A 25,719-nucleotide genomic window follows, 5' to 3' on the forward strand; every position below is an offset into this window, starting at 1 on the left:
GTAACTACATAAATTGTACCATAGATAGGCTTAGAAAGTAAAATAACCAAAAAATTTCAAACAATTTTACACGTTTGTAGTTGGATATTTTGTTGAATTATGAAATAATAACGGTATACGAAATAATTTATTATTTGGAGGTTTCAAAATGGTATCTCAACAAATTCAAGAAAAATATGCAGAATTAGCCCTTCGTACAGGAGTTAATTTGCAAAAAGGGCAAGCATTAATGATAAATTCTTCTCTTGAGGGAGCAGACTTCACGAAAATCGTTGCTAAAAAAGCGTACGAGCTAGGTGCAAAAGATGTACATATCAACTGGGGAGATGACGATTTAACACTTTGGAAATATCAATATGCTCCAGACGAAGTAATCGAAACATTTCCAGAATGGCGTGTAAAGCTACATGATATGTATGCAGAAGATGGAGCTGCAGTTCTTTCCATTCGTTCCACAAATCCAGACTTACTGAAAGATATTGATCCAACGAAAGTGGCTAAAGCAAATAAAGCAGCAGCACAAGCAATGACTAATTTCCGTAAGTATACAATGAATGATAAAATTACTTGGTCTATCATCTCTATCCCAACAGGGGATTGGGCACAAAAAATCTTCCCTGATAAGTCACGTGAAGATGCAATTGCAAGTCTATGGGAAGCAATTATTAAAATAGTTCGTGTAGACCAAGAAGACCCAATTAAAGCTTGGGATGAGCATAATGAAACATTAAAAACTGCTCGTGAAATTTTAAACGAAAGAAATTACAAGAAATTAATCTTTACAGCACCTGGAACAGAATTAGAGATGGAACTTCCAGAAGGACATATTTGGAAAGGTGGATCGGCTGTTTCTGAAAAAGGAATCGTATTTAATCCAAACATGCCGACTGAAGAAGTTTTCTGTATGCCACATAAATATGGAGTTAATGGAACAGTCTCCAGTACGAAACCATTAAACTATGGTGGTAGCTTAATTGATAACTTTACATTAACATTCAAAGAAGGAAAAGTAGTTGATTTTAAAGCAGAACAAGGTGAAGATACATTAAAACATCTACTAGAAACAGATGAAGGTGCAAGTCGCTTAGGGGAAATTGCATTAGTACCACATGAATCACCAGTTTCTCAATCTGGTTTATTATTCTACAACACATTATTTGATGAAAATGCATCTTGTCATGTTGCTTTAGGTAAAGCATATCCGACGAATATTAAAGACGGTTCAAGCATGACAGAAGAAGAGTTAGACAAGCATGGTGTGAATGATAGTTTAACACATGTTGACTTTATGTTTGGTTCAGAAAAACTAGACATTGATGGTGTAAGAGCTGACGGTACTACTGAACCTGTATTCCGCAATGGTACATGGGCATTAGATATTAAAAATAAATAAGATAATTTGAAGAGAACCTCCGCTTTGATCTAATCCAAAGCGGAGGTTCTCTCTATAGTAATCCGTTTTTCACTAAAACCGCCTTAATCTTTGTATAATCATACTCCTCAGGCAATGCTTCTTTCAATGGTTTCAGCCTTGGTTCCTCTAACTGTTCTCTAGCCGCCAATATCTTTGCTTCCTCATCTTCATTAAAGAATATACTCCATTCAATCGGATAGCCATCTTGAAATGCTTTAAATAAGTGATTTTCTATCGTCAAGGGCTTTATATCGCGAATAGCTGCGATATCTTTAATCGTTTTTCCAGATTGAAATAATTTATAACTAACGAGATGGCTAGGGCCTTCTTCTGCCTCTTTCTTCTTAGGTGTTACACTAGTACTGCTACCAGATATTCTTACTCTAGTCTTTGCTTCAGGATGCTCGTCTCGCCACTTTTTAATTACCTCTAAGAAGGCTTCACCATATTGATCAAATTTTCTTTCCCCAATACCTTTAATTTCAAGCATATCTTCCTTAGTAACGGGGAAATATCTACTAAGCTCTTTTAAAGTTGCATCCGTGAATAAGACATATGGAGGTAATTTTAATTCATCAGCCATTTCCTTACGTAGTGCTCGTAATGTTTCAAATAAATCTTTATGGTAATCTTCTTCATCACTAGTTGGAATAGATGTCGTATACATTGTTACTGTTCGTTTTCCTTTTAACACATCGACGGAGTTTTGATTCAATTTCAAAGTAGGAAATTGTCCTTCTTCTGTAGCTAAGAGCTGTTCAGCAACAAGGAAATGTATTTTTTCTGTTATTTCCTTCTCTGTATACGCAGATAGTAATCCATACGTAGATAGTGATTGTAGCCTAAATTCCATTAGCTTTTTATCTTTAGATCCTTTTAGTACTTTGGCAGTCATACTAACACCGAATCGTTCACCCATACGTTTAACACAAGATAAAATCATTTGTGCTTCTTCTGTGATATCCGTTTTTTCACCTTTTTCCACACAGTTGCTACAACGACCACAAGGCTGAGTAGGGAGATTGTCCTTAAAATAATCTAAAATATAATGACTTAAACACCCTTGTGTATGGCAATAGTTCACCATTGCTTGTAGTTTTCGATATTCATTTTGTTTTGCTTGTTCATCCATTAGAGATCGTTCGATCAAAAACTTTTGTAATTGAATATCTTGTGGGGAGAATAGCAAAATACAATCACTCATTTCTCCATCACGACCTGCTCGTCCTGCTTCTTGGTAGTACGATTCAATATTCATTGGCATAGCATAATGAATGACGTAGCGGACGTTTGATTTGTCAATCCCCATTCCAAATGCATTTGTTGCTATCATGACAGAAACGGTGTCATGAATAAAAGCTGCCTGTGATTCTTTACGTGCTTGTTCGGACATACCGGCATGATATTTAGCAACATTGATGCCTCGATTGTTGAGCTGATCATATAATGCATCGGCCTGTTTCCGAGTTGCTGTATAAATAATTCCGGATTCATTTGGATGTTCTTCCAAAAACGCTCGAATATAACTAGAACGATCTCTACCTTTAACAATATGGAATGATAAATTATCTCTGGCAAAACCAGTATTAATCACATTTTCATTCTCTATATGTAATAGTTCTTGGATATCTGAAATAACTTCTTCTGTAGCCGTAGCAGTAAGCGCCATAACAACCGGAATACTACCAATTTGTTTCAAGTTTGGAACGATAGAACGATAGCTCGGTCTAAAATCATGTCCCCACTGAGAAATACAATGAGCCTCATCAAAGGCTACTAAAGAAATTCGCAGTCGTCTCATGACTTGGATAAACCCATAGGATTCAAATCTTTCCGGTGCAACATAAACAAATTTATAGCGGCCGCGTGAAATATCGGTCATGCGGTTCTCTTGTTCTTCTGTTGATAAGGAACTATTAATAAACGTTGCGGGAATTCCTAATGCAAGGAGAGAATCGACTTGGTCTTTCATTAGTGAAATTAATGGGGAGATGATAATAGCAGTCCCATCTAAGATAAGTCCTGGAACTTGATAACAAATGGACTTACCGCCACCTGTCGGCATAACAGCTAACGTATTTATCGTATCGGTAACTCGTTCAATCACTTCCTGTTGGCCAGGTCGAAACGATTCGTAACCGAAATAGGTTTTTAAAATATGCTCTTGCTCGAGAATCATACCTTACCCTCCTCTACTTAGTTATCCTACCATAAAATTAGGCCGTAAACGAGTTTGTAAAAAGTCATTTTAATAGTAAACTAATGTAATATTTTGCAGTATTTTACTAATATAAATTAATGTTCTGCCATTGTTTTATAGGTAAAAATTAATTTTTAATGAAATGAAGATACTATCTGTAAAAACAGTTTTGTTACAATTTCGTATTAAAATATTAAGGCGATTATAGTTTACTTTTTTCTATTTGAATTATAGAATGACCTTATATTTTTTATTTAGGGGGCATGTAATGGTACCATCTTTATTATTTGAAGTAATGCTAATCTTCTTTTTAGGTATTGGCTCACAATGGGTTGCCTGGCGTTATCGTATGCCAGCGATTGTTGTCATGGCTGTTACTGGATTACTTGTTGGTCCGATCTTCGGCTTAATCAATCCAGAAGAAGATTTTGGAAGTCTTTATAGTCCGATTATTTCTGTTGCAGTTGCAATTATACTATTTGAAGGAAGTTTAAATTTAAGTTTTAAAGAATTACGTGGAGTTGGAAAACCAATTTTTCGAATCTCCACTTTAGGGGCCTTTATTGCTTGGATCCTAGGTTCATTAACCGCACATTATATTGCAGGTTTGGATTGGCCAGTTGCCTTTGTTATTGGAGGATTATTCATTGTAACTGGTCCAACGGTAATCATGCCATTGCTACGTCAATCAAAATTAAAGCCGAGACCTGCTAAGATATTAAAATGGGAAGGAATTATTGTTGACCCAATAGGAGCATTACTTGCTGTATTTGCTTTTGAAATTATCGCTTATTTAACTGCTAATGATCCAGATGGTACAGCTCTAGCAATGTTCTTCGCTGCTTCGATTTTTGCAGGGATTTTCGGATGGGTATGTGGACGTGGGATTGGATTTGTGTTTGAACGAGGACATATCCCAGAGTTTCTTAAATCACCAGCAGTATTTACAGTAGTTATTCTCTGTTTTACAGTAGCAGATGAAATTATGCATGAAACAGGGTTATTATCTGTAACGGCAATGGGTATTACGTTAGCGAATATGGGAATTTCTTCAGTTGCTGACATGCGTCATTTCAAAGAGAATATATCCATACTATTAATTTCTGCTATTTTCATCATGTTAACTGCGTCATTACAACTTGAAACTATTTTAGAAATTTTTAGTCCTAATATTATCGGCTATGTATTACTCATGATGTTCTTAGTACGTCCACTGTCTATTTTTCTATCGACATTTGGAACTGGGTTAACGTTTAATGAGAAATTATTAGTCGGCTGGATTGCTCCAAGAGGTATTGTTGCCCTAACGGTATCAAGTTACTTTGCAACGATCCTTCTAGATGCTGGCTATGATGCAGAAATTCTAACGACATTAACGTTTGGGCTTGTATTCTTTACCGTATTAGCACATGGTTTTTCTATTGGTTGGTTAGCTAAAAAGCTGAATCTTTCTATGGAAGGTCGCCCTGGTACATTAATTGTGGGAAGTAATATTTTCACGGTAGAACTTGCAAAATCATTAACGAAAGAAAATGTACCGGTTATTATTGTTGATAGTTCTTGGGAGAGATTAAAAGTTGCTCGTGAAGCGGGAGTTCCTTTTTATCATGAAGAACTACTTTCCGAACAAACAGAATATCATTTAGATACGATACCATATGAATATTTAGTTGCTGCAACGGCAAGTAAATCATATAACTCGTTAGTATGTACAACATTTATGCCAGAGTATGGACGAACAAATGTATTTAAAATTAGTCCATACGATAAAGTGTATCGAACGGGAGAAATTGTATCAAAAGTCGGTGGCCGAATCTTATTTAAGAAAGAAGTAACCTTAGAGGATTTAGAGGAGAAAGTCCAAAAAGGATTTGTATTCCGCCGAACAACAATCACCGAACAATATTCGTATAAACAATATTTAGCTGAAAAAGACGATGAAACAGTTTTTCTATACCTTGTTAAACCAACTGGGCAAATTAAATTTTACTCAGAAGAAATGCGTACGGTACCAAGTACAGGAGATGTTATCGTTAGCCTTATGCCAAGAAATAAGGAAAAAGCAAAAATTCAAGCTAGATTAGGAAATGGCGATTTGGAATAGAAAAGTTTTCTACGAGTCTTAACATAAATAGTGGGTAAGATCATCATTGGATGATATTACCCACTATTTTTATTTTAGAGTTAAAGTGAGATAATTTTCTTTTATAAATGATTTATTAAAGGAACTTTTACGTGTAGTTCTAAGTCTATATACATAGAGGGGGTGCTTGGAATTAATAGATTAAAAGAACGAGATATATATGAAAACTATTTCGAAAAAGTTTATAAAACAACTTTTTATATTTTGAAAAATGAGGAACTAGCAAAAGATGCAACACACGATACATTTATAAAAGTGTTTAAAAATTTGGGGAAGATGAAAGATCAAACGAAAATAAATGCTTGGATAACAACAATCGCTTCACGCACTGCCATTGATATTTATAATAAAAATAAAAAACTAATAACATATGAATTAAAGGAAGAACATGCTCACATCTCAGATGAATTCAACTATACAAAAGATGAGTTAGAAAGCTATTTAAAAAGTATTCCACCTGAACAAAAACAGGTGTTGATATTGAAGTATATAGAAGATTTACCTGAGAAAGAAATTGCTAAGCAACTTTCCATTAAATTAGGAACTGTTAAATCAAGAATACATCGTGCAAAACAAAAATTATTTGATCTATACCAATTAGGAGGTGATAGTGATGTCCAAGAATAACGAATTAGAAGCAAGTATAAAGGAACATGTAACAAAGGAAATGAATGCGATTAACGTGCCAAAAGGATTAAAAGAGGAAATGTGGATGCAAGTTCAGTCTGCTCATAAGAAGAGAAAGTTAACCATTAACGTATTTCCATATATAGCTGCAATCGCATGTTTAATAATTTTCATTCCGCTAGTATTAAGTGGATTACCTACGAAAATGGCTAGTGGAGATTTGTCTGGTCAATCGTTTGCTATTTCAACTCCAGATCCTAATAGCAGCCCTGATAAATTATACTCCATTATGACAATAGAATTTATAGACAATGAGACAGTTTCAACAGCCAGATACGGAGAGGGAACATACGAGTTAAATGATGACGAACTGATCCTTTATTATGAAAATGATAATGAGTATGTAGAAATTAGATTCACTCTAGAGGAAAGTGATAAGGCTGGCAGTGAATATCTTGCTGAGATTAATGAAGTTATTTTTGAGATGGAAGACTATGATAAGGTAAGTTATTATAGGAATTTGGCTAATACATTTTATCATCGTAGCGGTGTGTTTTTTGTGAAGAAATAAAAAATTAGTTGTAACAAAAGAAAAATGCAGAGGAGTAATAATCCTTCTGCATTTTTCATAGTTTAATATATGTTTTTTTGAGCGACATACTCACTCAAACTCTTCTAGCTGTCTACGTACCTCTGCAATTTCTTTCTCTAAGCGAATAAGCTGTTCCTCCGCTGAAGAAGCTCTCCCTCGCACATATACTAGTTTATCTAAATCACTTTGAATACGAACATAATCTGATTTAAGTTCATCTAATTTGTCTTCTAATTCTTTTTTGGTCAATTTATTCACCTCTTACTAATAATCTTACAAGGAACTCTTTTACAACTCAAACGATTCGTGTATAATAAATCCAATTATTCTAACAAAGGGGGAGAAATACATGAAGATTTACTTAGAATCATCCATCCATCGTTATTTAGAAAAAGTAGAGGAACTATTACTAGAACATGAAGCTAATAACAGTTTAATGTTAGGTTTATTAGACCGGGGGAAGAATAATGTTGGCGTATTCGTTGATGGCATTCATCTAGGGATTGTGGAAGAGGGGGGTAAAGCAGTCTATGCGTTTATGCAAACACCTCCAAACAAGTGGATTCTTCCTACAGTAAATAACTTAGATGAAACTATTATTCGAAGTATCACGGATTTTTTATTTCAACATAAATATCCAGTTCCAGGTGCTATTGGGCAAGTTGAAGTAGCGGAAGTATTTCTCTCTTATTGGAAGGAAAAAACGAATAAAACGGCTAGTCTACATATGAAACAACTAATCTATCAATTGGATGAGGTAAAAGTGGAACCAGTTAAAAATGGACAGCTTATTCAAGCTGATCAAACACATCAATCTATAGTTAGGGACTGGCTCATTTACTTTGGTGAACAGGCGAATTTGCCGATGACAAAAACACAAGCAGAAAGTATGGCAACTTCTTATATACAAAGAAAATCATTATATTTATGGGAACAAAATGGGGTACTAGTCTCTATGGCAAACAATTCGAGAAAGACACGTAATGGTGCAACCGTCAATGCTGTATTCACTCCAGACGAATATAAACGAAATGGCTATGCCACAAGTGTAGTAGCAGCGTTATCTCAGAAACTATTAGATGATGGTGCTAAGTTTTGTACTTTATATACGGATTTAGCCAATCCGACTTCAAACAGTATTTATAAGAAAATTGGATATTATGTTGTTGGCGATTCGGTAGATTATCGATTGGATTGAAGGGATTTCGTATATTACCTTTAGCGCTGTTGAAGTGGTAGAAGGTCTTATAGAGTGGTTCTATGTACCCTATTGGTGGGTATAGAGTGGTAAAGGTCATATAGAACTGCTCTAGGTACCCATTCCGAGCTAATAACAATGATGAAGGTTCTATAGAGCGGTTCTATGCTCCCTTTCCCTCCCTAAACAGTAGAGAAGGGTCGATAGAGCACTTCTATGTCCCCTTCTCAGTATCAAGGTCATTGAAAAGGTAACATAGCTTCATCCTATATTACCTTCCAACTTCATAACAACCAAGCAAAGAAAAATAAGTGCTTCTATATTCCCATTAAAGCTCTTAACAGCTTCAAAAGGTCCTATAGAAGCACTCACTATAACTACTTATATTAATGCATCTTCTTTATTCTTCCTCGTATCCTGATACGTTTCCCAGAAATGAACAATAATTGCTTTTACAACAGCGTAGAATGGAACTGCAAATAAGATTCCTATAAATCCTGCAATACTTCCAGCTGCTAAAATAATAGTAATGATCGTTAAGGGGTGAATTCGGAGTACATGCCCCATGATGTTTGGAGAGATAAAGTTCCCCTCAATTTGTTGGGCGATAATCATAATGATTGCAATCCAAACTACATTCATTGGATCCTCGAAAACCCCTACGATTGCTGCTGGTACCACAGCTATAAACGGTCCAATAAATGGCACGACACACATTACCATCCCAAATAAAGCTAACGATAATGCATAATTTAAATCAATAATTAAATACCCGATAAATAGCATAACCCCAATACTTAAACTCACTAAAAGCTGTCCTTGAATGTAAGCAGAAAGTGTATGGTCAATCTTTTGCAAAAGGTTGCGGAGATTACTTGCCTTTTTCGGTTCAAAGATTTGCGTAACGAATGGCATGAATTTTTCTCCATCCTTCAGCATGAAGAATAAGAAGAACGGTACTAAAACAAGCGAGAAAATAAATCCAACTATTTGGCTAATAAAGCCGATAAGAAAGGTCATAAATCCTTCAATATAGCTTTGTAAATTAGCCATAATATTATCAATGGTTTCATCGACTTCTTCAGGTATGATCCGTTGTATACTCTCATTTGTTTGTATGTAATCAATAACATCCTGGGCAGCCTTTACCATCGTAGGAATGTTTGCAACAAATCTTTCAAATTGATCTCTGGCAATTGGGATGATAAACATTGTAAATACGAATCCGACTAGAATGATTAGTACAAAGATAATCAGAATACCTAATAGCTTAGGTACTTTATATTTAAGTAAAAATTTCATGACAGGCCTAGTTAAATAGTATAGTAATCCGGCTGCAATAAGAGGAAAAGCTATTGCTCCGATATATTTAAAAGCCGGGTCAAAAATAAATCTCGTTTTGTAGACAAGATAGATTAATAGAAAAGATAAAATTAAGGCAACCAATATTTGAAACCAGCGTTTATTCAGCAATTTTCATCACACTCTCTATATTCTTTAAGTAATCATATATTATCTTGCATGATTTCGCATGCATTAAATCTATTTTTACATAAAAATAACACATTCTATTACTATTAATTTTATCCGAAAAAATGAAAGATTAAACTACCGTTCCGTTATTAGATAATTACCATCTAATATGTTAGAATTTGGTCAGATAAACATGTGGAGGACTAAGCAGATGAGCAACTGGAAGTCAGTATATAATAAATGGAATCAATTTCAAGAGCTAGATTCGAAACTGAAACAAGAATTAGAACAACTTAAAACAAATGAACAACAATTAGAAGATGCTTTTTATAAAGAACTATCATTTGGAACAGGTGGAATTCGCGGTGTGTTGGGTGTCGGTACAAACCGGATGAATATCTATACGATCCGTAAAGCCGTCTATGGACTAGCTTCCTACTTACTAGAAAATACGGTTAATGTAAAGGAACGTGGTGTTGTCGTTGCTTATGATTCAAGATATATGTCGAAGGAATTTGCTGTTGAGACGGCAAAAACACTTGGAACCTTTGGTATTCGTACGTATGTATTTGAATCGTTAAGACCTACTCCGTTATTATCTTTTGCTGTACGCTATTTAGGAACAGCTGCTGGTGCGATGATTACAGCGAGCCATAATCCTCCGGAATATAATGGTTTCAAAGTTTATAATGATGATGGAGGCCAAATGATCCCTGAAGAGGCGAATCAAATTATCGAGAATATCTCTAAGATAGAAAACGAACTAGCCATCCCTGTTATGGAACAAGCTGAATTAGAAGAAAAGCAGTTATTAGTCTGGGTTGGTGAAGAAGTAGATAATGCTTACTTGGAACAATTACGTCAAATTTCTAAGCTTCCCGTAGAGGAGATGGAACAAGACAAAGATGTAACTATTGTTTTTACACCACTACATGGTACTGCATATTCCCTAGTAACAAGAGGACTAGAACAATTAAACTTTAGAAATATTTCTGTTGTGGAAGAACAAGCTCAACCAGATCCAGAATTTTCAAGCGTAGAATCACCAAACCCAGAAGAACATCAAGCCTTTTCAATGGCTATTGAACTTGGAAAAAAGGTTAATGCAGATATTCTTTTAGGAACAGATCCTGACGCGGACCGATTAGGTGTGGCAGTGAAGGATAATAATGGCCAATATACCGTCCTAACAGGAAATCAACTTGGTGCATTATTAATTGATTATATTTTATCACATTTAGAAGATGTACATCTCTCCAATGCTAAAATATTAAAAACAATTGTTACGTCTGAACTCGGACAAGAAGTTGCTCGACATTATGGTGTAGATACGATTAACACGTTGACAGGTTTTAAGTATATTGGTGAAAAAATCCACGAATTCGATTCAACAGGTGAAAGGTTTGTATTTGGTTATGAGGAAAGCTATGGTTATTTAATAAGTAGCTTTGCACGTGATAAAGATGCTGTCCAAGCTGCTGTTATGGCAAGTGAAATGGCATATTTCTGGAAAAAGCAAGGCAAGACATTACTAGATGCTTTAGAAGTATTGTATGAAAGACATGGCTATTATCGAGAAGGGATGTCTTCCTTAACTTTAAAAGGAAAAGAAGGCTCAGAGAAAATAGCTTTAATAATGGACACCATTCGTAAAAATCCATTCGAGGAAATTGCTGGCTACAATGTGGAAGCGGTAGAAGATTATTTAATTAGTGAACGTCATCTTCTATCTACTAATGAAATAGAAACAATTGAACTCCCAAAAGAAAATGTATTGAAGTTTGTACTGCAAAACAATAGTTGGGTTTGTCTAAGACCATCTGGAACAGAACCAAAAATTAAATGTTATTACGGAACTTGTGGTACTAGTCTACAAGAAAGTGAACAAGCACTTGCTGCCCTGAAGGAAACAATGACTAAGGTTATGAATGAGATTATTTCATAGAAGAGGTTGGGTTATATCTCTATCAGGATATGTAAAAGAGGAAAACGCATCACACCAGCCCTGGAAAGTGAAGTATATTTCTGGGGCTGGTTATTTGCATATGCACTAATACTCGATATTACCTTAGATAGAAATATTATTATACCCAAGCTCTTTTTCTTAGGAGGGTAATCTAATTTGGCGATAATAAAGAGCAAGCGAATATACGAAGCTTATTCTAGTGATGATGGTATCCGCATCTTAGTCGATCGTCTTTGGCCACGAGGAATTTCCAAAGAAAAAGCAAAACTCGGGTTTTGGTTAAAAGAAGTTGCGCCTTCGAACGAACTAAGAAAATGGTACAACCATGATCTAAACAAATTTGAAGAATTTAAAGAGCGATACATAAGTGAACTAAAGGTAGGATTGCAGTATGAAGCCTTAACAGAACTGAAACAAATAATTATAAATACATCTGGAACAGTAACTTTACTATATGGAGCAAAGGAAGAAACATTTAATCAAACGTTTGTATTAATGGAATTGTTGAAGAAATAGAATAGAGAATTATAGAAGTTTGTGAGGATGATTTATATCGCTTAGTAACAAAAGCGAAATTAATCATCTTTTTTATTGGAAAGGAATACCATAATTCGCTTGATGTTTAGTAAGCAATGTTATATATTTATAACATAAAGAGATATATTTATAACATTTAAGGGGTATTGCCTATTGTTAAAAACAAGAATAAAAGAATATCGTTTAAAATACGACATGAATCAGCAAACATTAGCAGAGCTTGTTGGGGTTAGAAGAGAGACAATTGGTCATTTGGAGCGGGGCAACTATAACCCGTCGCTTAAACTAGCATGGGATATAGCTAAAGTATTTAACGTATCAATTGAAGAAATTTTTGAGTACGTAGAGGAGGAAAAGTAATGGATGAGAGAAGCCAGCAAATGATTGCAAGGGGAATTGGAATAACTTTAGCATTGTTATATGTCGGATTGTTTGTTTCAGCTATATGGAAATATGTGGACACGAAAGATATTGCAAATAGCACATTGGAAATTATTTTTATCGTCTTAATTCCTGCTTCTATCGCTTGGTTTGCAAGAAAAGATGAGAGTTTATCCATTCCTAAAATGGTGTCAGGGGAAAACGTCCCAACAGAATTGACCAAAGAAGCTAGAAAGAGTAGAAAAAAATACTATTTTTGGGATTCAGTTGGATTTGCAATTGCTGTATTAATTCTTACCATCCTTTCCACCTTTTTCATTGAAAAGGATTGGCAACATCTACTCTTATTTCCGAATTTAAATGAGACTTGGAATATTATCTATGTATTAGGCATGGAGTTTATTATGTCCATTATTGTGTTCTTTGCCATTTCATTTGTATGGGAGGAGTGGAATGTTAGAAAATACAATAAGAAATTAGAAGACCTGGAGGAGTAATGATGAATAAGTACGATGAAAAAATCTTTCAATACGCAACAAAGAATGACACGATCTTTGAACTTCTTCCAAAAAAACTACATGGTACAGGTAGAAATATATTTGATTTTATTACTGAAAATATTTTGTCCGTCGGAACAGTCGCTAAACAGTTGAATACGAGGGAAAGTTTTTACCTCGTTATGAACGAGGAGAAAGCAGAACTAGTCACCATCCAAAAAGATTTACAACTGGCATCTCAAGATATTACAGGTTCCGTTAAAATCGCAACAGGAAAGAAGAACTTTGATTATAATGGCTACCGGTATAAGATCTATCGTAAGTTGAGATAGATTACAATTTTTTACTTCCCTAGTCTAATATTAGAATCGGAACAACTAATAGAATAGAAGTAAATTAAGTTAATAACAAATAATCAATAATTCAGCTCCGGAAATATACGGAGACTCCAGCAGGAAGAAAGGCATAGGTGAGACCCCGCAGTGCGTTAGCACGAGGAGGCTCAGCAGCCGCCTGCGGAAAGCGAAGTATATTTCCGGAGCGGGTTAGTCGCACCCAAAATGTAAAGTTCGGTTTTTACTTTGTTGGGAAAGCTTTTATCCAATCATCTAATTACTTCCCCCAGTACTCCCGCTAGTTGCTGCAATCATCGCAGCCTGTTGGGCTTGCATTAATGATTCTAATAAAATGGTAAGGCTTGTTTCCGCTAACCCTTCATTCTCCAGTTTGTCACTAATATACAAACTAGCCGACAAAATAAAATTCATATCTTTCTGCCATTTAAAACCTTTCATTTGGTTCAGCTCATGATAAGTATCTGCAATCTGCTCAATAGAAATAGAATCTATAGGAAGTAAAGAAAGCATGCCAATTAGAGGATAGTATAATGATTTTACTTTCATATTATTTTCTTTAAATCTATCCGTTATTTGTAAAACTTGGCTGATTAACCTATTCCTCTCCATATTGCCTAACGCTAAAATATGACTAAGAAACTGCAAATCATTTACTTTACGAAAACCATTTTTTGATAGTTCTTCGTAAAAACTTTCAATATGAGTAATCATATCCGGACGGTTTTCAAGGGCAAGTAAAGTTGCTAGTGGATAATCACTATTTGAAGTTAAAAACATATGCTCTTTCGTCATTCCATCATAGATGTCTTTCGCTCGTGAAATAATTGACTTATTATCTTCCACATCCATGACTAGAAGAATCATAGCAGATATATAGGTGTATATTCCTCGCACGAATCTTTCTTCTCTAAAATCATTATATAAATTGAATAGTTCTTGAATTTTCTCTTCTGGTTGATTAAATTTTACGTCTAGCATCGCAGCAGTTGTAAATCTTGCTTGGGATCGTAATGGGGAAAAAAGACCTGCTTGAGATTTGATTGCATTAGCCAAATCCAATAGTCTTTGTAAATCAAATGTTTGATTATTTATGACATAGATAGATGAAACGGTCATTAGCACCTTATCATCTGAAACTTTCCACTTTAAACTCTGCTTCAGTTGTTCGTAATTTTGAACTAGTAGATTCAATCTAGCATGCATGTGATAACCCCTTTAAATGGTTTTATTTACTTATCATACGTGTAAGCGTCCCTTAAAGTTTCACGGTAGAGACTAGCAAATTAAATTGTAAATTCTATGTGAATTTTAAGGCATTGTGTAAATAATATGTTATTTTAGTACAAACATCATTTTTTATTAGGGGGACATATGAACAAAAAGAATTCATTACTTGAAATTTTAGGAACATCATTGAAACTTGGCCTAACGTCATTTGGTGGGCCCGTTGCACATCTAGGTTATTTTAAAAATGAATATATTGATAAGCGGAAATGGCTTGATGATAAAACATATGCTGACATTATTGCACTCTGTCAGTTTCTACCAGGTCCCGCAAGTAGTCAGGTTGGAATTGCAATTGGAATGGTACGTGGCGGACTATTAGGTGGGATTATCTCATGGTTTGGATTTACCATTCCAAGTGTCATTGTACTTATACTATTTGCATTAGCCTTTCAATCATTTGCATTAGGGGATGCAAATTGGATTACTAGTTTGAAAATAGTAGCAGTAGCCGTTGTATTACATGCAGTATTAGGTATGGGGAAAAAATTAACACCTGATAAACCGAGAATTGCGCTTGCTGTTGTTGCTATGATTATTATGTTATTATTCCCGTCTGCACTTGTACAAATAGCTATTATTATTGGTGCAGCCGTACTAGGTTATTTTGTATTTTCGAAACAGGCAGAGTCTAACATAAAGACTTTTTCATTATCGATTACGAAAAGACAAGGAATCATTTCACTTTCTATATTAGTTATCTTATTAGTTGGACTTCCGATTATAAATCAATTCGTCGATCATGCGTATATTAGTCTATTTGATACATTTTTCCGTGTTGGATCCATTGTTTTTGGTGGGGGACATGTTGTTCTTCCATTATTAGAGCAAGAGGTTGTACCGAATGGACTGTTAACGAGTAGTGAGTTTCTAGCTGGATATGGGATGGCGCAAGCAGTTCCAGGGCCATTATTTACATTTGCGAGTTATATTGGAACGATGATGAATGGTTTGATTGGTGGTATTATTGCAACAGTTGCAATGTTTCTTCCGTCTTTCTTATTAGTCATTGGTGCATTACCATTCTTAAGTGCACTTCGCAAACATAAAAGCTTCCAAGGTATTTTAACAGGTGTTAATGCAGCTGTTGTAGGTATTTTACTTGCAGCATTCTATGATCCTGTATTTACAAGTTCGATTACCGATGCAGCAAGCTTTTCGATTGCGGCAATTTTATTCGCGCTTATGTACTTCTGGAAAACACCAGCATGGCAAATTGTCATTATTGGAATTGTGTTAGGTGAAGCTTCACACTTCTTTTTTGGTTAGGTTATAATGATTGGTAAGAGGTGAAACGAAATGGCACAACATCATTTTTATTTAAAAGCGGACTGGCCTGGTGGACGAAATAGTGAAGGGTTTATCGATGCAGGTAACTTAAAGACGAAGATTTCTATTCCAACGGAGATGGATGGACCGGGTATCGGGACTAATCCAGATGAGATGCTCCTCGGAGCCGCAGCTACTTGCTATATCATCACATTGGCAGCGATGATTGAGCGAGCGAATTTACCATTAAAAGAAATGGCTTTAGAATCAGAAGGTATTGTTGATGTGACAAATGGCGTATTTACCTACGAAAAGATTATTCATAGACCTACTGTAGAGCTTAAAGAAAATGCGATGGAAAAAGAGTATACATTACTACGAAAACTCGTTCACAAAGCAGAGACAAGCTGTATGATCTCAAGAGCAATAAGAGGAAATGTAGAACTAGAATTGGAAGAGACAATTTTATAGAAATATCAATATAATTAAAGTGCTAAATCATACGGTTTAGCACTTTTTTAGTAGAAAGAGGAGGAATGGATTTATCAAAAGGTATGTTCCATCCTCTTTTCTTATCCCCTAATCTCAAGCATGAACTTCTGAATATTGGAGAAACTATCCATAATAAAAAAACAAGATTATCTTCTTGACACATTACTAAAACCATTATATCTTATTAAAGCATACTATTTTTATCGGATTAATATACTTATAGTATAAAGACCAGTATGACATACATTTTTAATAAAACAGTAGGGGGAAAAACAATGAGCTGGTTCGTTATTTTAAATATCATAGTATTACTAGCAATTATCGGTTTATTAGTTTATATGCAAAAGAAACATGTTTCCTTTACGAAACGTGTATTCACAGCTTTAGGTTTAGGTATCGTACTAGGTGCCGTATTACAATGGATTTATGGAACAGGGTCAGAGACACTAGTCCAAACAACAGATTGGTATAATATCGTTGGAAGAGGGTATATCAACTTCCTAATGATGATCGTTGTGCCTTTAGTAATGGTATCGATCATTCAAGCCATTACTAATTTAGAGAAAACGGCACAATTAGGAAAAATGGCCGGATGGATCATTGGTATATTAATCGTAACTACTATGGTTGCCGCATTAATTGGTGTAGGTGCAGCAGCAATCTTTGATTTAAATGCAGAAGAAATTACTGTAGGTCAAGCAGAACAAGAACGTGCAGCTTCTTTAGAAGAACGTTATTCAACACAAGTTGAAGGAGTATCTACTCCACAACGTATTTTAAACTTTATTCCATCTAATATCTTCTTTGATATGACAGGTGGTCGTTCGACTTCAGTAATCGCAGTAGTTATCTTCTCTATCTTCGTAGGGATAGCAGTACTAGGAGTAAGAAGAAAAAATCCAGAACAAGCAGAAATGTTTACTAAAATCGTCAATGCGATATACGCAGTTGTTATGCGTATCGTTACATTAGTACTTCGATTAACTCCTTATGGAATTTTAGCAATCATGGCAAATATGATTGCAAGTACAGATTTTGCAGGAATTTTACAATTAGGTAAATTTGTATTAGCTTCCTATGCAGCGTTAGGAACGATGTTTATTCTTCATTTAGTTCTTGTCGGTGTATTTGGTTTAAATCCATTCACATGGTTGAAAAAAGTTTTCCCTGCACTAAGCTTTGCGTTCTCATCTCGTTCAAGTGCAGGAACTATTCCATTAAACATCTCTGCACAGAAAAATGCAGTTGGAGTAGAACAAGGAATTGCCAATATGTCCGCATCATTCGGTGCAACAATGGGGCAAAATGGATGTGCTGGTATTTACCCAGCTATGCTAGCAGTTATGATCGCGCCATCTGTCGGTATTGATCCATTTACGTTTGAATTCTTAGCACAACTTGTACTAATCATTGGTATTAGTTCATTCGGTATCGCTGGAGTTGGTGGTGGTGCTACATTTGCAGCATTAATCGTTCTTTCTTCTATGGGATTACCAGTCGGTCTTGCTGGGTTATTAATCTCTATCGAAGCATTTATCGATATGGGCCGTACTGCATTAAATGTAAATGGTTCTATGTTAGCAGGAACATTAACTTCACGTATTTTGGGAAACTTCAATACGAAGGTATTTAATGATAAAACAGCAATTGCTGAAGAAAAATCAGTATAATATAAAAGCCGTTCCCTAAAATGGGGCGGCTTTTTGTTTAATATTGGAAGATAAGGGTTTGTCACTGAATTAAATTTTTGATCGCTTCGACGTCTTGCTTATCTGCCATGTGAAAATAATCTTGGAATGGACAACCAAGTGTCTGTACTCGTTCTACAACGTTTTCTACTGTAAACATCTCAGGTCTTAACTTCTCTGTTACTTCCTCCCAATATAATGGTGTTGCAACTGTTCCATCTGGAGTTTTTCTTGTCGAGTATGGAGCTATTATTGTTTTATCCTTCCCGTGTTGTACATAATCAATATACAATCTTCCTTTTCGCTTGTTTTTCATCCGCTCCGTTGTAAATAAATCGGGTTGTTGGTTTTCAACCGTATAGGCAATAGCTTGCGTAAAGACACCCGTTTCCTCATAGGACATACTGCCTTCTGGAATAGGTATGTGGATTTGCAGTCCTTTATTGCCGGAAGTTTTTACATAGGAAGTAAGCTTGAGATTATCTAAAAGTTCTTTAATAAGAAGCCCTGCCGTAATTGCTAAGGAAAATTTCTCTCTACCTGGTGGATCCAAATCAAATACAATCTCGTTTGGGTAAACACTAGTTATAGTTTGAAAAGGTACATGAAATTCAAGGGTACCATGATTAGCAAACCACATTAATGATTCCAAGGAATCACAAATCATTAGTTTTTCATCCCCATCGCCAATTCCCGTAATAAATTCAGGAGCATAGGAGGGGAGATGCTTTTGGTAAAAAGATTCTGCTGTTACACCGTCTGGACAGCGAATCGTTGTCAATGCTCGATTCTTAAGAAAGGGTAACATATACGGAGAAATTTCACGCATATAGCTGAGGAAATTTCCTTTCGTTATATTGACATCGGGCCAATACAATTTTTCCGTATTGGCAAAATCAATATGTTGCGGTAACATCGCTAGATCCAGTTGAAGTCGGTCTTTCGTACATTCCTCTGGCTTCACTTCTGGTGCAATTCGATTAAATTCAGGCTCCCGCAGTTCATTATCATAAATATCTAATGTATGGATGGATGCACAAATAGCTGGAGGAAGTGTATAACGAGTTCCTTGTTTCTCTCCATTCGTTAAAAATAACTTTTTTACCGTATTTAGTTCTTCGTCGTCTATTCCATGTTTACATTTTCCTACTGCAAATAAATGCTCCCCCTCTAAAACATGCACATCAAAATAGCCATTTTTACTGTCATATGTCGTTAAAAAGGCGTGAATCTCTCGCCAGTTTTTAATTTTGTACCAATCTCGATGGGTTTTCCCAATCCCATAAGTACTAGTTTTTCGTTTAGCTATAATGCCTTCTCCTTTATGGTCAAACACGAGCTTACTTATCTCTTCTGGGTTCTGGAAGGTTGTTACATAAGCTAATCTACTCCAAGTTCCTTTGCCTAAATTGCTTTTATTAAAAAAAGTCAGGAGTGCTTTCTTCCGTTCTTCAAATGGTTTTTTAGTTAAATCTGACCCATTAAATTGAATGAGATCGAACGCTAAAAGGGAGGCCTGTCTTTTAGTAGATGCTTTTTGAATGGATGTTTTATTTTTCAATCTTCCTCTTGTTTGTAATAATCCAAAATTCCCTTGATAAGCATTGTTTAAAATAACGAGTTCACCATCGATTTTTACCGGTAAAAACTGTTTTACGTCATTTACTTTTTCTTTACAATAAGTGACAATCTCTGGAAATTGAGCTGTCAGATCTTTTTTATTTTTACTCGTTAATCGAATCTCACCACTAGCTTCCCAATGAAGCACACAGCGAAAACCATCATATTTTACTTCATATAACCATTCACTTCCGGTAGGGATATCTTGACTTGCAATTGGCTTCATGACATCCATTTTATTGCCCCCTTTTTTATAAGATGGTTGAAAACGTGGCAAAATAATCATGCTTGGATGAAAAAGATGGATGTACGACAAACTAAGAAAAAGGGAGGAATGTATCGTGCATACAATGTGGAAGGGTACGATTAGCTTTGGGCTCGTTAATATTCCTGTAAAAATGCATGCCGCAACGGAGAATAAAGATGTTTCCTTACGACAACTGCATAAAGAATGTAAGTCTCCCATTAAATATGAAAAAGTATGTCCGGTGTGTGAGACAGAAGTAGGTGCAGATGATATTGTACGCGGATATGAATATGCGAAAAATAAATTCGTTATTTTAGATGAGGAAGACCTAAAGGAGTTAAAAAAAGAACAAGAAGATCGAGCAGTTGAAATAATCGACTTTGTAAAACTAGAGGATATCGATCCCATCTATTTTGAAAAAAGTTATTATTTGTCCCCTAATGAAGGTGGAAGTAAAGCATATGGGCTATTACGTGCTGCATTAGAAGAAACTGGAAAAATTGGTGTCGCTAAAATGATGATTCGTTCTAAGGAACAACTAGCTGTCATTCGTATTTATAAAAATACATTAGTTGTGGAAACGATTCATTACCCAGATGAAGTTAGAGATGTAAACGAAGTTCCTAACGTACCAGAAAATGTCGAAACAGCGAAGAAAGAACTGGATACCGCAAAAATGCTAATCGACCAATTAACGACAGAATTTGATCCTGAGAAATATAAAGACGATTATCGAACCGCATTGTTGGATTTAATCGAAGAAAAGAAAAATGCGGATGAAACAATAACCGCCAAAGACAAAGCAAAACCGGATAATGTAACCGATCTTATGGAAGCACTTCAAGCATCACTGGAACGAGCCAAAAAAGACAAACCAAAACCATCCCAGCCTAAAAAGCGAAAAACAACAGCGAAGAAGAAAAAGGAAGCATAGTGGAAGCCCCCTCTTTGTAGGGGGTTTTTGGTGTTTGTTGCTTTATTAGATGGGGAGAACTAGCCTTGGTTGAATCTGTGCTGGCAGTAATTTAGGTTAATCTGCCAAATGGGTGTTGAATCTTCCGTAATTTGGGGTAATCTGCCAAACTGGAGTTGAATCGCCCGTAATTTGGGGTAATCTGCCAAACTGTGGTTAAATCGCCCGTAATCTAGGATAATCAGCCAAACTGTGGTTGAATCGGCCGAAATTTAGGAAAATCAGCCAAACTGGAGTTGAATCGCCCGTACTTTAGGATAATCTGCCAAACTGGTGTTGAATCGCCCATAATTTGGGATAATCAGCCAAACTGGAGTTGAATCGCCCGTACTTTAGGATAATCAGCCAAACTGGAGTTGAATCGCCCGTACTTTAGGATAATCTTCCAAACTGGTGTTGAATCAGCCGTAATCTAGGATAATCTGCCAAACCACCGTCCCAATCTCCGTTCTCTCGGCAAATCACCCAAACTACCATCCAATCCACCAAACTTAGTATCTAATAACTCTCTCCAAAAACATTACAATTTTTTATCAATCTTTCAATGCAATTACATGTCCTTAACAACCATGCTAAATCGATAAGGACAACGCGTATTACTATGGTGCAGTGGGTAGATAAGTATTACACACCACGACAAATCATAGTGAAGGAGAGAGCATCTTGGAACGTAACGCTTTTTTTGATAATGCGAAACTGCTACTTATTTTTTTAGTAGTGTTTGGGCATATGATTCAACCATATATTACTGATTCCAATGGCATGCATACTTTGTATACGTGGATATATACGTTTCATATGCCAGCATTTATTTTTCTCTCAGGATTTTTTGCGAAAGGGTTTGGAAATAAGGGGTATTTGTTAAAGTTAGGGCGGAAACTTTTACTTCCATATTTAATCTTTCAATTAATATATTCTTCCTATTACTATCTAATTGGAAAATCCAATTGGTTAACCGATATATTTTATCCGCACTGGTCTTTATGGTTTTTAATCAGTTTATTCTGTTGGCATCTATTGCTTATTTTATTTAAACGGATGCCTGCGTATGTAAGTGTTAGTGTTGCTGTAATATTAGGGATTACTGTTGGGTATGTTGAAGCGGTAGGTCATACTTTTAGCTTATCGAGAACTTTTGTATTTTTCCCGTTTTTCCTGTTAGGATTTTGGTTAAAAGAAGAACATATTATGTGGTTAAAACAAAGAAGTATAAAAGTAATCTCTATCGTAATTATGGCGGTAATAGCCATGGGTATCTATTTCGCACCAGAAATAAATACTGGTTGGTTACTTGCTTCTAAGTCTTATTTTGATCTAGGGATGGATGAATTTGGAGGAATCGCTAGAATACTAGTATATGTTACTTCCGCACTGATGGCTGCAAGTGTATTTGCTTGGATTCCAACGAAACGAAATAGTGTCACTCACTTAGGAGAACGAACACTTTACGTTTATTTATTACATGGCTTTATTATTCAATATTTCCGGGCATATGATGTGTTTACCGTGAATCATCTATTGGATGTGCTGGGCCTTGTCGGTGTCTCAGTAATTGTCGTTCTCGTTTTATCTAGTAAACCAGTCCTCACGTTGAGCCAGCCATTCATTGAATGTAAAACAAGTTATATGAAAAAATATATGAAAAAATTCAGCTAACCTGAAACTTTTTATGTAGAAAATGCGTATATAATAGTAGCCCCCCCTTTTTCTAGAAATAAATGACAGGTAAAAAAGCTGATTCCATATTAGGAATCAGCTTTTTGTCAGTCATAGACGTAAACAAACGTTTGTTTAAAAGATTAAATGTGCCATTAAAACGATAATTGGCAGTGTAATAAGCGTCCGTAATAGGAAGATAATGACTAAGTCTTTAAAGTTAACTGGTACTTTAGATCCAAGTAAAAGCCCTCCGACTTCGGACATATAGATTAATTGTGTTACGGATAGAGCTGCGATGATAAAGCGGGTTATATCTGCTTCAATGGAAGCCCCAATTACTGCAGGTAGAAACATATCAGCAAATCCAATTAAAATTGTTTCAGATGCTTCTTTAGCGAATGGAACTTGCATGAGCTCTAATAATGGAATAAATGGTAACCCAAGCCATTGGAATAATGGTGTATATTCAGCAATAATAAGTGCAACTAAACCGAAAGCCATTACAACTGGAGCGACACCCATCCACATATCTAATACATTTTGGCTACCTTCTTTAAAGAATTTATAGATGCTAGATTCTTTCTTAGCCCGGTGAATTGCTTTTTCATAGCCAAGTGTGAACGAATTGTATCCTTCTGGAATTTCTTCGCTAATTCCATCTGCTTGTTCTGTCACATACGTATTCTCTTTTCTTGATAGTGGCGGGATTCTTGGCATAATTAAGGCTGCGATTAATCCAGCTACTAGTACAGTGAGATAGAATGGAAGAAACATATGGTCTAGATCTACTTCTTGAATAATAACGAGTGAAAAAGTAATCGATACGATAGAGAATGTTGTCCCGATAACAGCAGCTTCACGTTTCGTGTAATATCCTTCTTCATATTGTTTACTTGTAAGTAAGACACCAATTGTACCATCACCAATCCAAGATGCTAATGCATCAATAGAGGAGCGGCCAGGTAATTTAAATAAAGGTCGCATAAATTTAGTTGCTAATGTTCCAAATAATTCCATTAAACCGAAGTTCATTAATAACGGCAAAAATATTCCAGCAAAAAGGAATACAGCGAAAAGCACGTGTAATAAACTATCTAATAATAATTGGCCGGTATCTTCGCCATGAATAGCAACTGGTCCAAGTTGAAAATAAACCATAATCGCAAATACAGCAGCAAGCACTCTCGTGATTGTCCAGAACCAATTTACGTAAAGTAATTTTTGATAAAATGGGAATCGTCTAAGCTTCTGGTAACCAATGAGTTTTGCAGCAACTGTTAAAACTGCGGTAATCGTGATGATGATCATCATAATGAGCGATAATTGGCTAGCGAGCTTATCTTGTACCCAATTCGCTAATATTGCAATCGGAATGGTGAATCCACCATCGACCTTCATAGGTATAATAAATAAAAAGATACCGAGTATCGAAGGAATAATAAATTTTAAATGTTCTTTCCATGTGTAAGTTTTTCTCATAATTATCCACCTTATAATCATCTACTACTAGGATGTATGATTTTGTCTTTCTTTAAACTAGTAATTAGTATAAAGGTTGAATAATTATATGTCAAAATGTATTTTTATAAATTTATTAGTTTTATAGAATTTAGTTCGTATGTCCTAATTTCGATGTTTTTTCCATAAAAGTTACTATTATCGACTTTATACGCATTTAAACAAACGTTTGTTTGGGGTAGAAAGTTTTAGGTTTAAGGGATAATTTGTCATTTATATTATTAATTTAGTGAAATGTAACTAATTAAGAAAAACAGTGTTGCGTATATTTTCAAACAATTGTAATATATAAGGTAAGAGAATAGGTGGAAGGGGAATCAAGCGTATGGAAAACTACATGCAAATGCATAAAGACTTTGAAACAAAGTTGAATCGTCCATTGACAGAAGATGAAGAAGCGTTTTTGCAATGGGTTTTTAAGCGCTACTTACATGAGATCTCAACTCAGTCAATTATCCCCCCCAATTTAATATTCTCGTAAATGTAAAAGTAAGTCTTGAGTGTATCAAGGCTTTTTTTGTTTTTTATAAACGTCTATACTTTAAGATTAGCGATTTCTTATGTATGATAAAGAAGGATGAATTCACGGAGAATAGGAGTGGCCAAATTGGCAGTTGCAAATGAAACAATCTTGCTGAAAATGATGGACGAGCTAAAAAGTGCACGGTTGCATCATAATAATCAATCGGAATTGATCAAACATGTAGATAAGATACGTTTATTATGTGATTTAATATTAATGGAAGACAAACCACAAACATCATCAGGTCAATCCTCTGAAATAAGTGCTGAGGAATTAAAAGCAATGTTTGGCAAGGAGAATGTCTCAAAATCCGCACAGCAATCATTTAAGAAATCAATAGAATTAGATGAAGAAGGAAATGGAGATTCCATTTTTGACTTTTAGAGGGGAGCATGAACATGAAGATTTTTTTAATTTTAGGAGCAATTAATGGCTTCTTAGCTGTGGCACTAGGTGCTTTTGGAGCCCATGGATTAGAAGGGAAATTATCAGAGAAAGCAATAGGTACTTGGGAAAAGGCAGTAACGTATCAAATGTTTCATACCGTCGCATTATTTGTTGTAGGAATCTTAGGATTAAAGTTTCAATCGGGAAGTCTTTCTAGTGCAGGATGGTTCTTTTTAGCGGGAATAATTATATTCTCCGGTAGCTTGTACGTATACTCCACAACAAGTATTAAAATGTTTGCGATGATTACTCCAATAGGTGGCGTTGCCTTCTTAATTGGTTGGGTACTAGTTGGCTATGCTGTTATGAAATTTTTATAAGAAAAACAAAAGAAACGTCGCAAATATAAAAAGCAACCCTGCTCGTAACAGTTGTTTTATTCCATGGACTTGGTTGCGCATATTCATTCCGATTAAGCCGTCAAAGGCTAAGCTTGCGGAAACAAGGTACAGTCCGATGATAATCAGGATAAATATACCTTGAATTAATGCTATTAGTCCGAATAGGAGGGCTAGGCCAATGGCAACTAGCTCACCGCGAATGAATTTTTCATAAGGGTGTCGCATGGAATCACCTCACTAATTATAATGTGTGAAAAAAGGATGGTACAATCGG

General features: G+C 35.5%; 25 protein-coding genes. 18 read left to right on the forward strand and 7 right to left on the reverse strand.

The genetic code is table 11. From position 1 onward, the window contains the following. The first annotated feature begins 148 nt into the window (after positions 1-148). Positions 149-1,393, forward strand: coding sequence for an aminopeptidase (locus tag IEV35_RS02170; RefSeq protein WP_188383054.1), 1,245 nt, complete (start codon positions 149-151; stop codon positions 1,391-1,393). 52 nt (positions 1,394-1,445) lie between these two features. Here IEV35_RS02170 and recQ read toward each other — a convergent pair whose 3' ends face one another. Continuing rightward, positions 1,446-3,593 carry a DNA helicase RecQ gene (recQ, locus tag IEV35_RS02175; protein ID WP_188383055.1) on the reverse strand — a complete coding sequence of 716 codons (2,148 nt, stop codon included), beginning with the start codon at positions 3,591-3,593 and terminating at the stop codon, positions 1,446-1,448. A 289-nt stretch (positions 3,594-3,882) separates the two neighbouring features. On the opposite strand from recQ, the gene IEV35_RS02180 reads away from it, so the two are divergent. From IEV35_RS02180 to IEV35_RS02190, 3 genes are all read left to right on the forward strand, one after another. Further along, positions 3,883-5,718, forward strand: a complete 1,836-nt coding sequence (locus IEV35_RS02180) for a cation:proton antiporter (protein ID WP_188383056.1) — start codon at positions 3,883-3,885, stop codon at positions 5,716-5,718. Positions 5,719-5,880: 162 nt separating this feature from the next. Beyond that, positions 5,881-6,384: an RNA polymerase sigma factor gene (locus tag IEV35_RS02185; protein ID WP_188383057.1), complete on the forward strand. Its 504-nt coding sequence runs from the start codon at positions 5,881-5,883 to the stop codon at positions 6,382-6,384. Beyond that, positions 6,371-6,955 (forward strand): hypothetical protein, encoded by a 585-nt coding sequence (locus IEV35_RS02190; protein WP_188383058.1) that lies wholly within the window; start codon positions 6,371-6,373, stop codon positions 6,953-6,955. The genes IEV35_RS02185 and IEV35_RS02190 overlap by 14 nt, the downstream gene beginning before the upstream one ends. Before the next feature lie 90 nt (positions 6,956-7,045). Here the strand turns inward: IEV35_RS02190 and IEV35_RS02195 are convergent, their stop codons facing one another. Further along, a complete protein-coding gene (locus tag IEV35_RS02195; RefSeq protein WP_188383059.1) occupies positions 7,046-7,225 on the reverse strand; it encodes an SE1832 family protein in 180 nt (59 codons plus the stop codon). A 100-nt stretch (positions 7,226-7,325) separates the two neighbouring features. On the opposite strand from IEV35_RS02195, the gene IEV35_RS02200 reads away from it, so the two are divergent. Beyond that, a complete protein-coding gene (locus IEV35_RS02200) occupies positions 7,326-8,174 on the forward strand; it encodes a GNAT family N-acetyltransferase (RefSeq protein ID WP_188383060.1) in 849 nt (282 codons plus the stop codon). A gap of 381 nt (positions 8,175-8,555) precedes the next feature. Here the strand turns inward: IEV35_RS02200 and IEV35_RS02205 are convergent, their stop codons facing one another. Further along, positions 8,556-9,620: an AI-2E family transporter gene (locus tag IEV35_RS02205; protein WP_229740611.1), complete on the reverse strand. Its 1,065-nt coding sequence runs from the start codon at positions 9,618-9,620 to the stop codon at positions 8,556-8,558. Positions 9,621-9,858: 238 nt separating this feature from the next. Between IEV35_RS02205 and IEV35_RS02210 the strand changes: the two genes are divergently transcribed. The 5 genes from IEV35_RS02210 (at position 9,859) to IEV35_RS02230 (ending at position 13,360) form a co-directional block, all read left to right on the forward strand. Beyond that, the gene (locus tag IEV35_RS02210; RefSeq protein ID WP_188383062.1) at positions 9,859-11,592 is read left to right on the forward strand and encodes a phospho-sugar mutase; all 1,734 of its coding nucleotides are present in this window, start codon (positions 9,859-9,861) and stop codon (positions 11,590-11,592) included. Positions 11,593-11,769: 177 nt separating this feature from the next. Next, a complete protein-coding gene (locus IEV35_RS02215; RefSeq protein ID WP_373284682.1) occupies positions 11,770-12,129 on the forward strand; it encodes a DUF488 domain-containing protein in 360 nt (119 codons plus the stop codon). Between the two features lie 174 nt (positions 12,130-12,303). Next, complete coding sequence (locus IEV35_RS02220) at positions 12,304-12,510, forward strand: helix-turn-helix transcriptional regulator (RefSeq protein ID WP_188383063.1); 207 nt, start codon at positions 12,304-12,306, stop codon at positions 12,508-12,510. Then, positions 12,510-13,028, forward strand: coding sequence for a hypothetical protein (locus IEV35_RS02225; RefSeq protein ID WP_188383064.1), 519 nt, complete (start codon positions 12,510-12,512; stop codon positions 13,026-13,028). The genes IEV35_RS02220 and IEV35_RS02225 overlap by 1 nt, the downstream gene beginning before the upstream one ends. A 2-nt stretch (positions 13,029-13,030) precedes the next feature. After that, on the forward strand, positions 13,031-13,360 hold the full coding sequence (locus IEV35_RS02230) for a hypothetical protein (protein ID WP_188383065.1): 330 nt from the start codon (positions 13,031-13,033) through the stop codon (positions 13,358-13,360). 276 nt (positions 13,361-13,636) lie between these two features. On the opposite strand, the gene IEV35_RS02235 is transcribed toward IEV35_RS02230, so the two are convergent. Then, entirely contained in the window at positions 13,637-14,587 is a 951-nt protein-coding gene (locus IEV35_RS02235) for a DUF4003 family protein (protein ID WP_188383066.1), read from the reverse strand. Positions 14,588-14,755: 168 nt separating this feature from the next. Between IEV35_RS02235 and chrA the strand changes: the two genes are divergently transcribed. From chrA to IEV35_RS02250, 3 genes are all read left to right on the forward strand, one after another. After that, positions 14,756-15,937 carry a chromate efflux transporter gene (chrA, locus tag IEV35_RS02240; protein WP_188383067.1) on the forward strand — a complete coding sequence of 394 codons (1,182 nt, stop codon included), beginning with the start codon at positions 14,756-14,758 and terminating at the stop codon, positions 15,935-15,937. A 30-nt stretch (positions 15,938-15,967) separates the two neighbouring features. Beyond that, positions 15,968-16,408, forward strand: a complete 441-nt coding sequence (locus tag IEV35_RS02245) for an OsmC family protein (protein WP_188383068.1) — start codon at positions 15,968-15,970, stop codon at positions 16,406-16,408. 296 nt (positions 16,409-16,704) lie between these two features. Beyond that, complete coding sequence (locus IEV35_RS02250) at positions 16,705-18,099, forward strand: L-cystine transporter (protein ID WP_188383069.1); 1,395 nt, start codon at positions 16,705-16,707, stop codon at positions 18,097-18,099. A 61-nt stretch (positions 18,100-18,160) separates the two neighbouring features. Here the strand turns inward: IEV35_RS02250 and IEV35_RS02255 are convergent, their stop codons facing one another. After that, the gene (locus IEV35_RS02255; RefSeq protein WP_188383070.1) at positions 18,161-19,972 is read right to left on the reverse strand and encodes a DNA ligase D; all 1,812 of its coding nucleotides are present in this window, start codon (positions 19,970-19,972) and stop codon (positions 18,161-18,163) included. Positions 19,973-20,078: 106 nt separating this feature from the next. On the opposite strand from IEV35_RS02255, the gene ku reads away from it, so the two are divergent. Both ku and IEV35_RS02265 read left to right on the forward strand, forming a co-directional pair. Further along, positions 20,079-20,918, forward strand: coding sequence for a non-homologous end joining protein Ku (gene ku, locus IEV35_RS02260; RefSeq protein ID WP_188383071.1), 840 nt, complete (start codon positions 20,079-20,081; stop codon positions 20,916-20,918). 702 nt (positions 20,919-21,620) lie between these two features. Further along, complete coding sequence (locus IEV35_RS02265) at positions 21,621-22,613, forward strand: acyltransferase family protein (protein ID WP_188383072.1); 993 nt, start codon at positions 21,621-21,623, stop codon at positions 22,611-22,613. A gap of 135 nt (positions 22,614-22,748) precedes the next feature. On the opposite strand, the gene IEV35_RS02270 is transcribed toward IEV35_RS02265, so the two are convergent. After that, on the reverse strand, positions 22,749-24,095 hold the full coding sequence (locus IEV35_RS02270; protein ID WP_188383073.1) for a YjiH family protein: 1,347 nt from the start codon (positions 24,093-24,095) through the stop codon (positions 22,749-22,751). A 364-nt stretch (positions 24,096-24,459) separates the two neighbouring features. On the opposite strand from IEV35_RS02270, the gene IEV35_RS02275 reads away from it, so the two are divergent. From IEV35_RS02275 to IEV35_RS02285, 3 genes are all read left to right on the forward strand, one after another. Next, the gene (locus tag IEV35_RS02275; RefSeq protein ID WP_188383074.1) at positions 24,460-24,615 is read left to right on the forward strand and encodes a hypothetical protein; all 156 of its coding nucleotides are present in this window, start codon (positions 24,460-24,462) and stop codon (positions 24,613-24,615) included. Positions 24,616-24,741: 126 nt separating this feature from the next. Further along, complete coding sequence (locus IEV35_RS02280) at positions 24,742-25,041, forward strand: YwdI family protein (RefSeq protein WP_188383075.1); 300 nt, start codon at positions 24,742-24,744, stop codon at positions 25,039-25,041. Between the two features lie 14 nt (positions 25,042-25,055). Further along, positions 25,056-25,424, forward strand: a complete 369-nt coding sequence (locus tag IEV35_RS02285) for a DUF423 domain-containing protein (RefSeq protein ID WP_188383076.1) — start codon at positions 25,056-25,058, stop codon at positions 25,422-25,424. On the opposite strand, the gene IEV35_RS02290 is transcribed toward IEV35_RS02285, so the two are convergent. Beyond that, complete coding sequence (locus IEV35_RS02290) at positions 25,419-25,670, reverse strand: hypothetical protein (RefSeq protein WP_188383077.1); 252 nt, start codon at positions 25,668-25,670, stop codon at positions 25,419-25,421. The genes IEV35_RS02285 and IEV35_RS02290 overlap by 6 nt on opposite strands. Positions 25,671-25,719 lie beyond the last annotated feature (49 nt).

Source organism: Ornithinibacillus halotolerans, assembly GCF_014637405.1.
GTDB classification, from domain to species: domain Bacteria; phylum Bacillota; class Bacilli; order Bacillales; family Amphibacillaceae; genus Ornithinibacillus; species Ornithinibacillus halotolerans.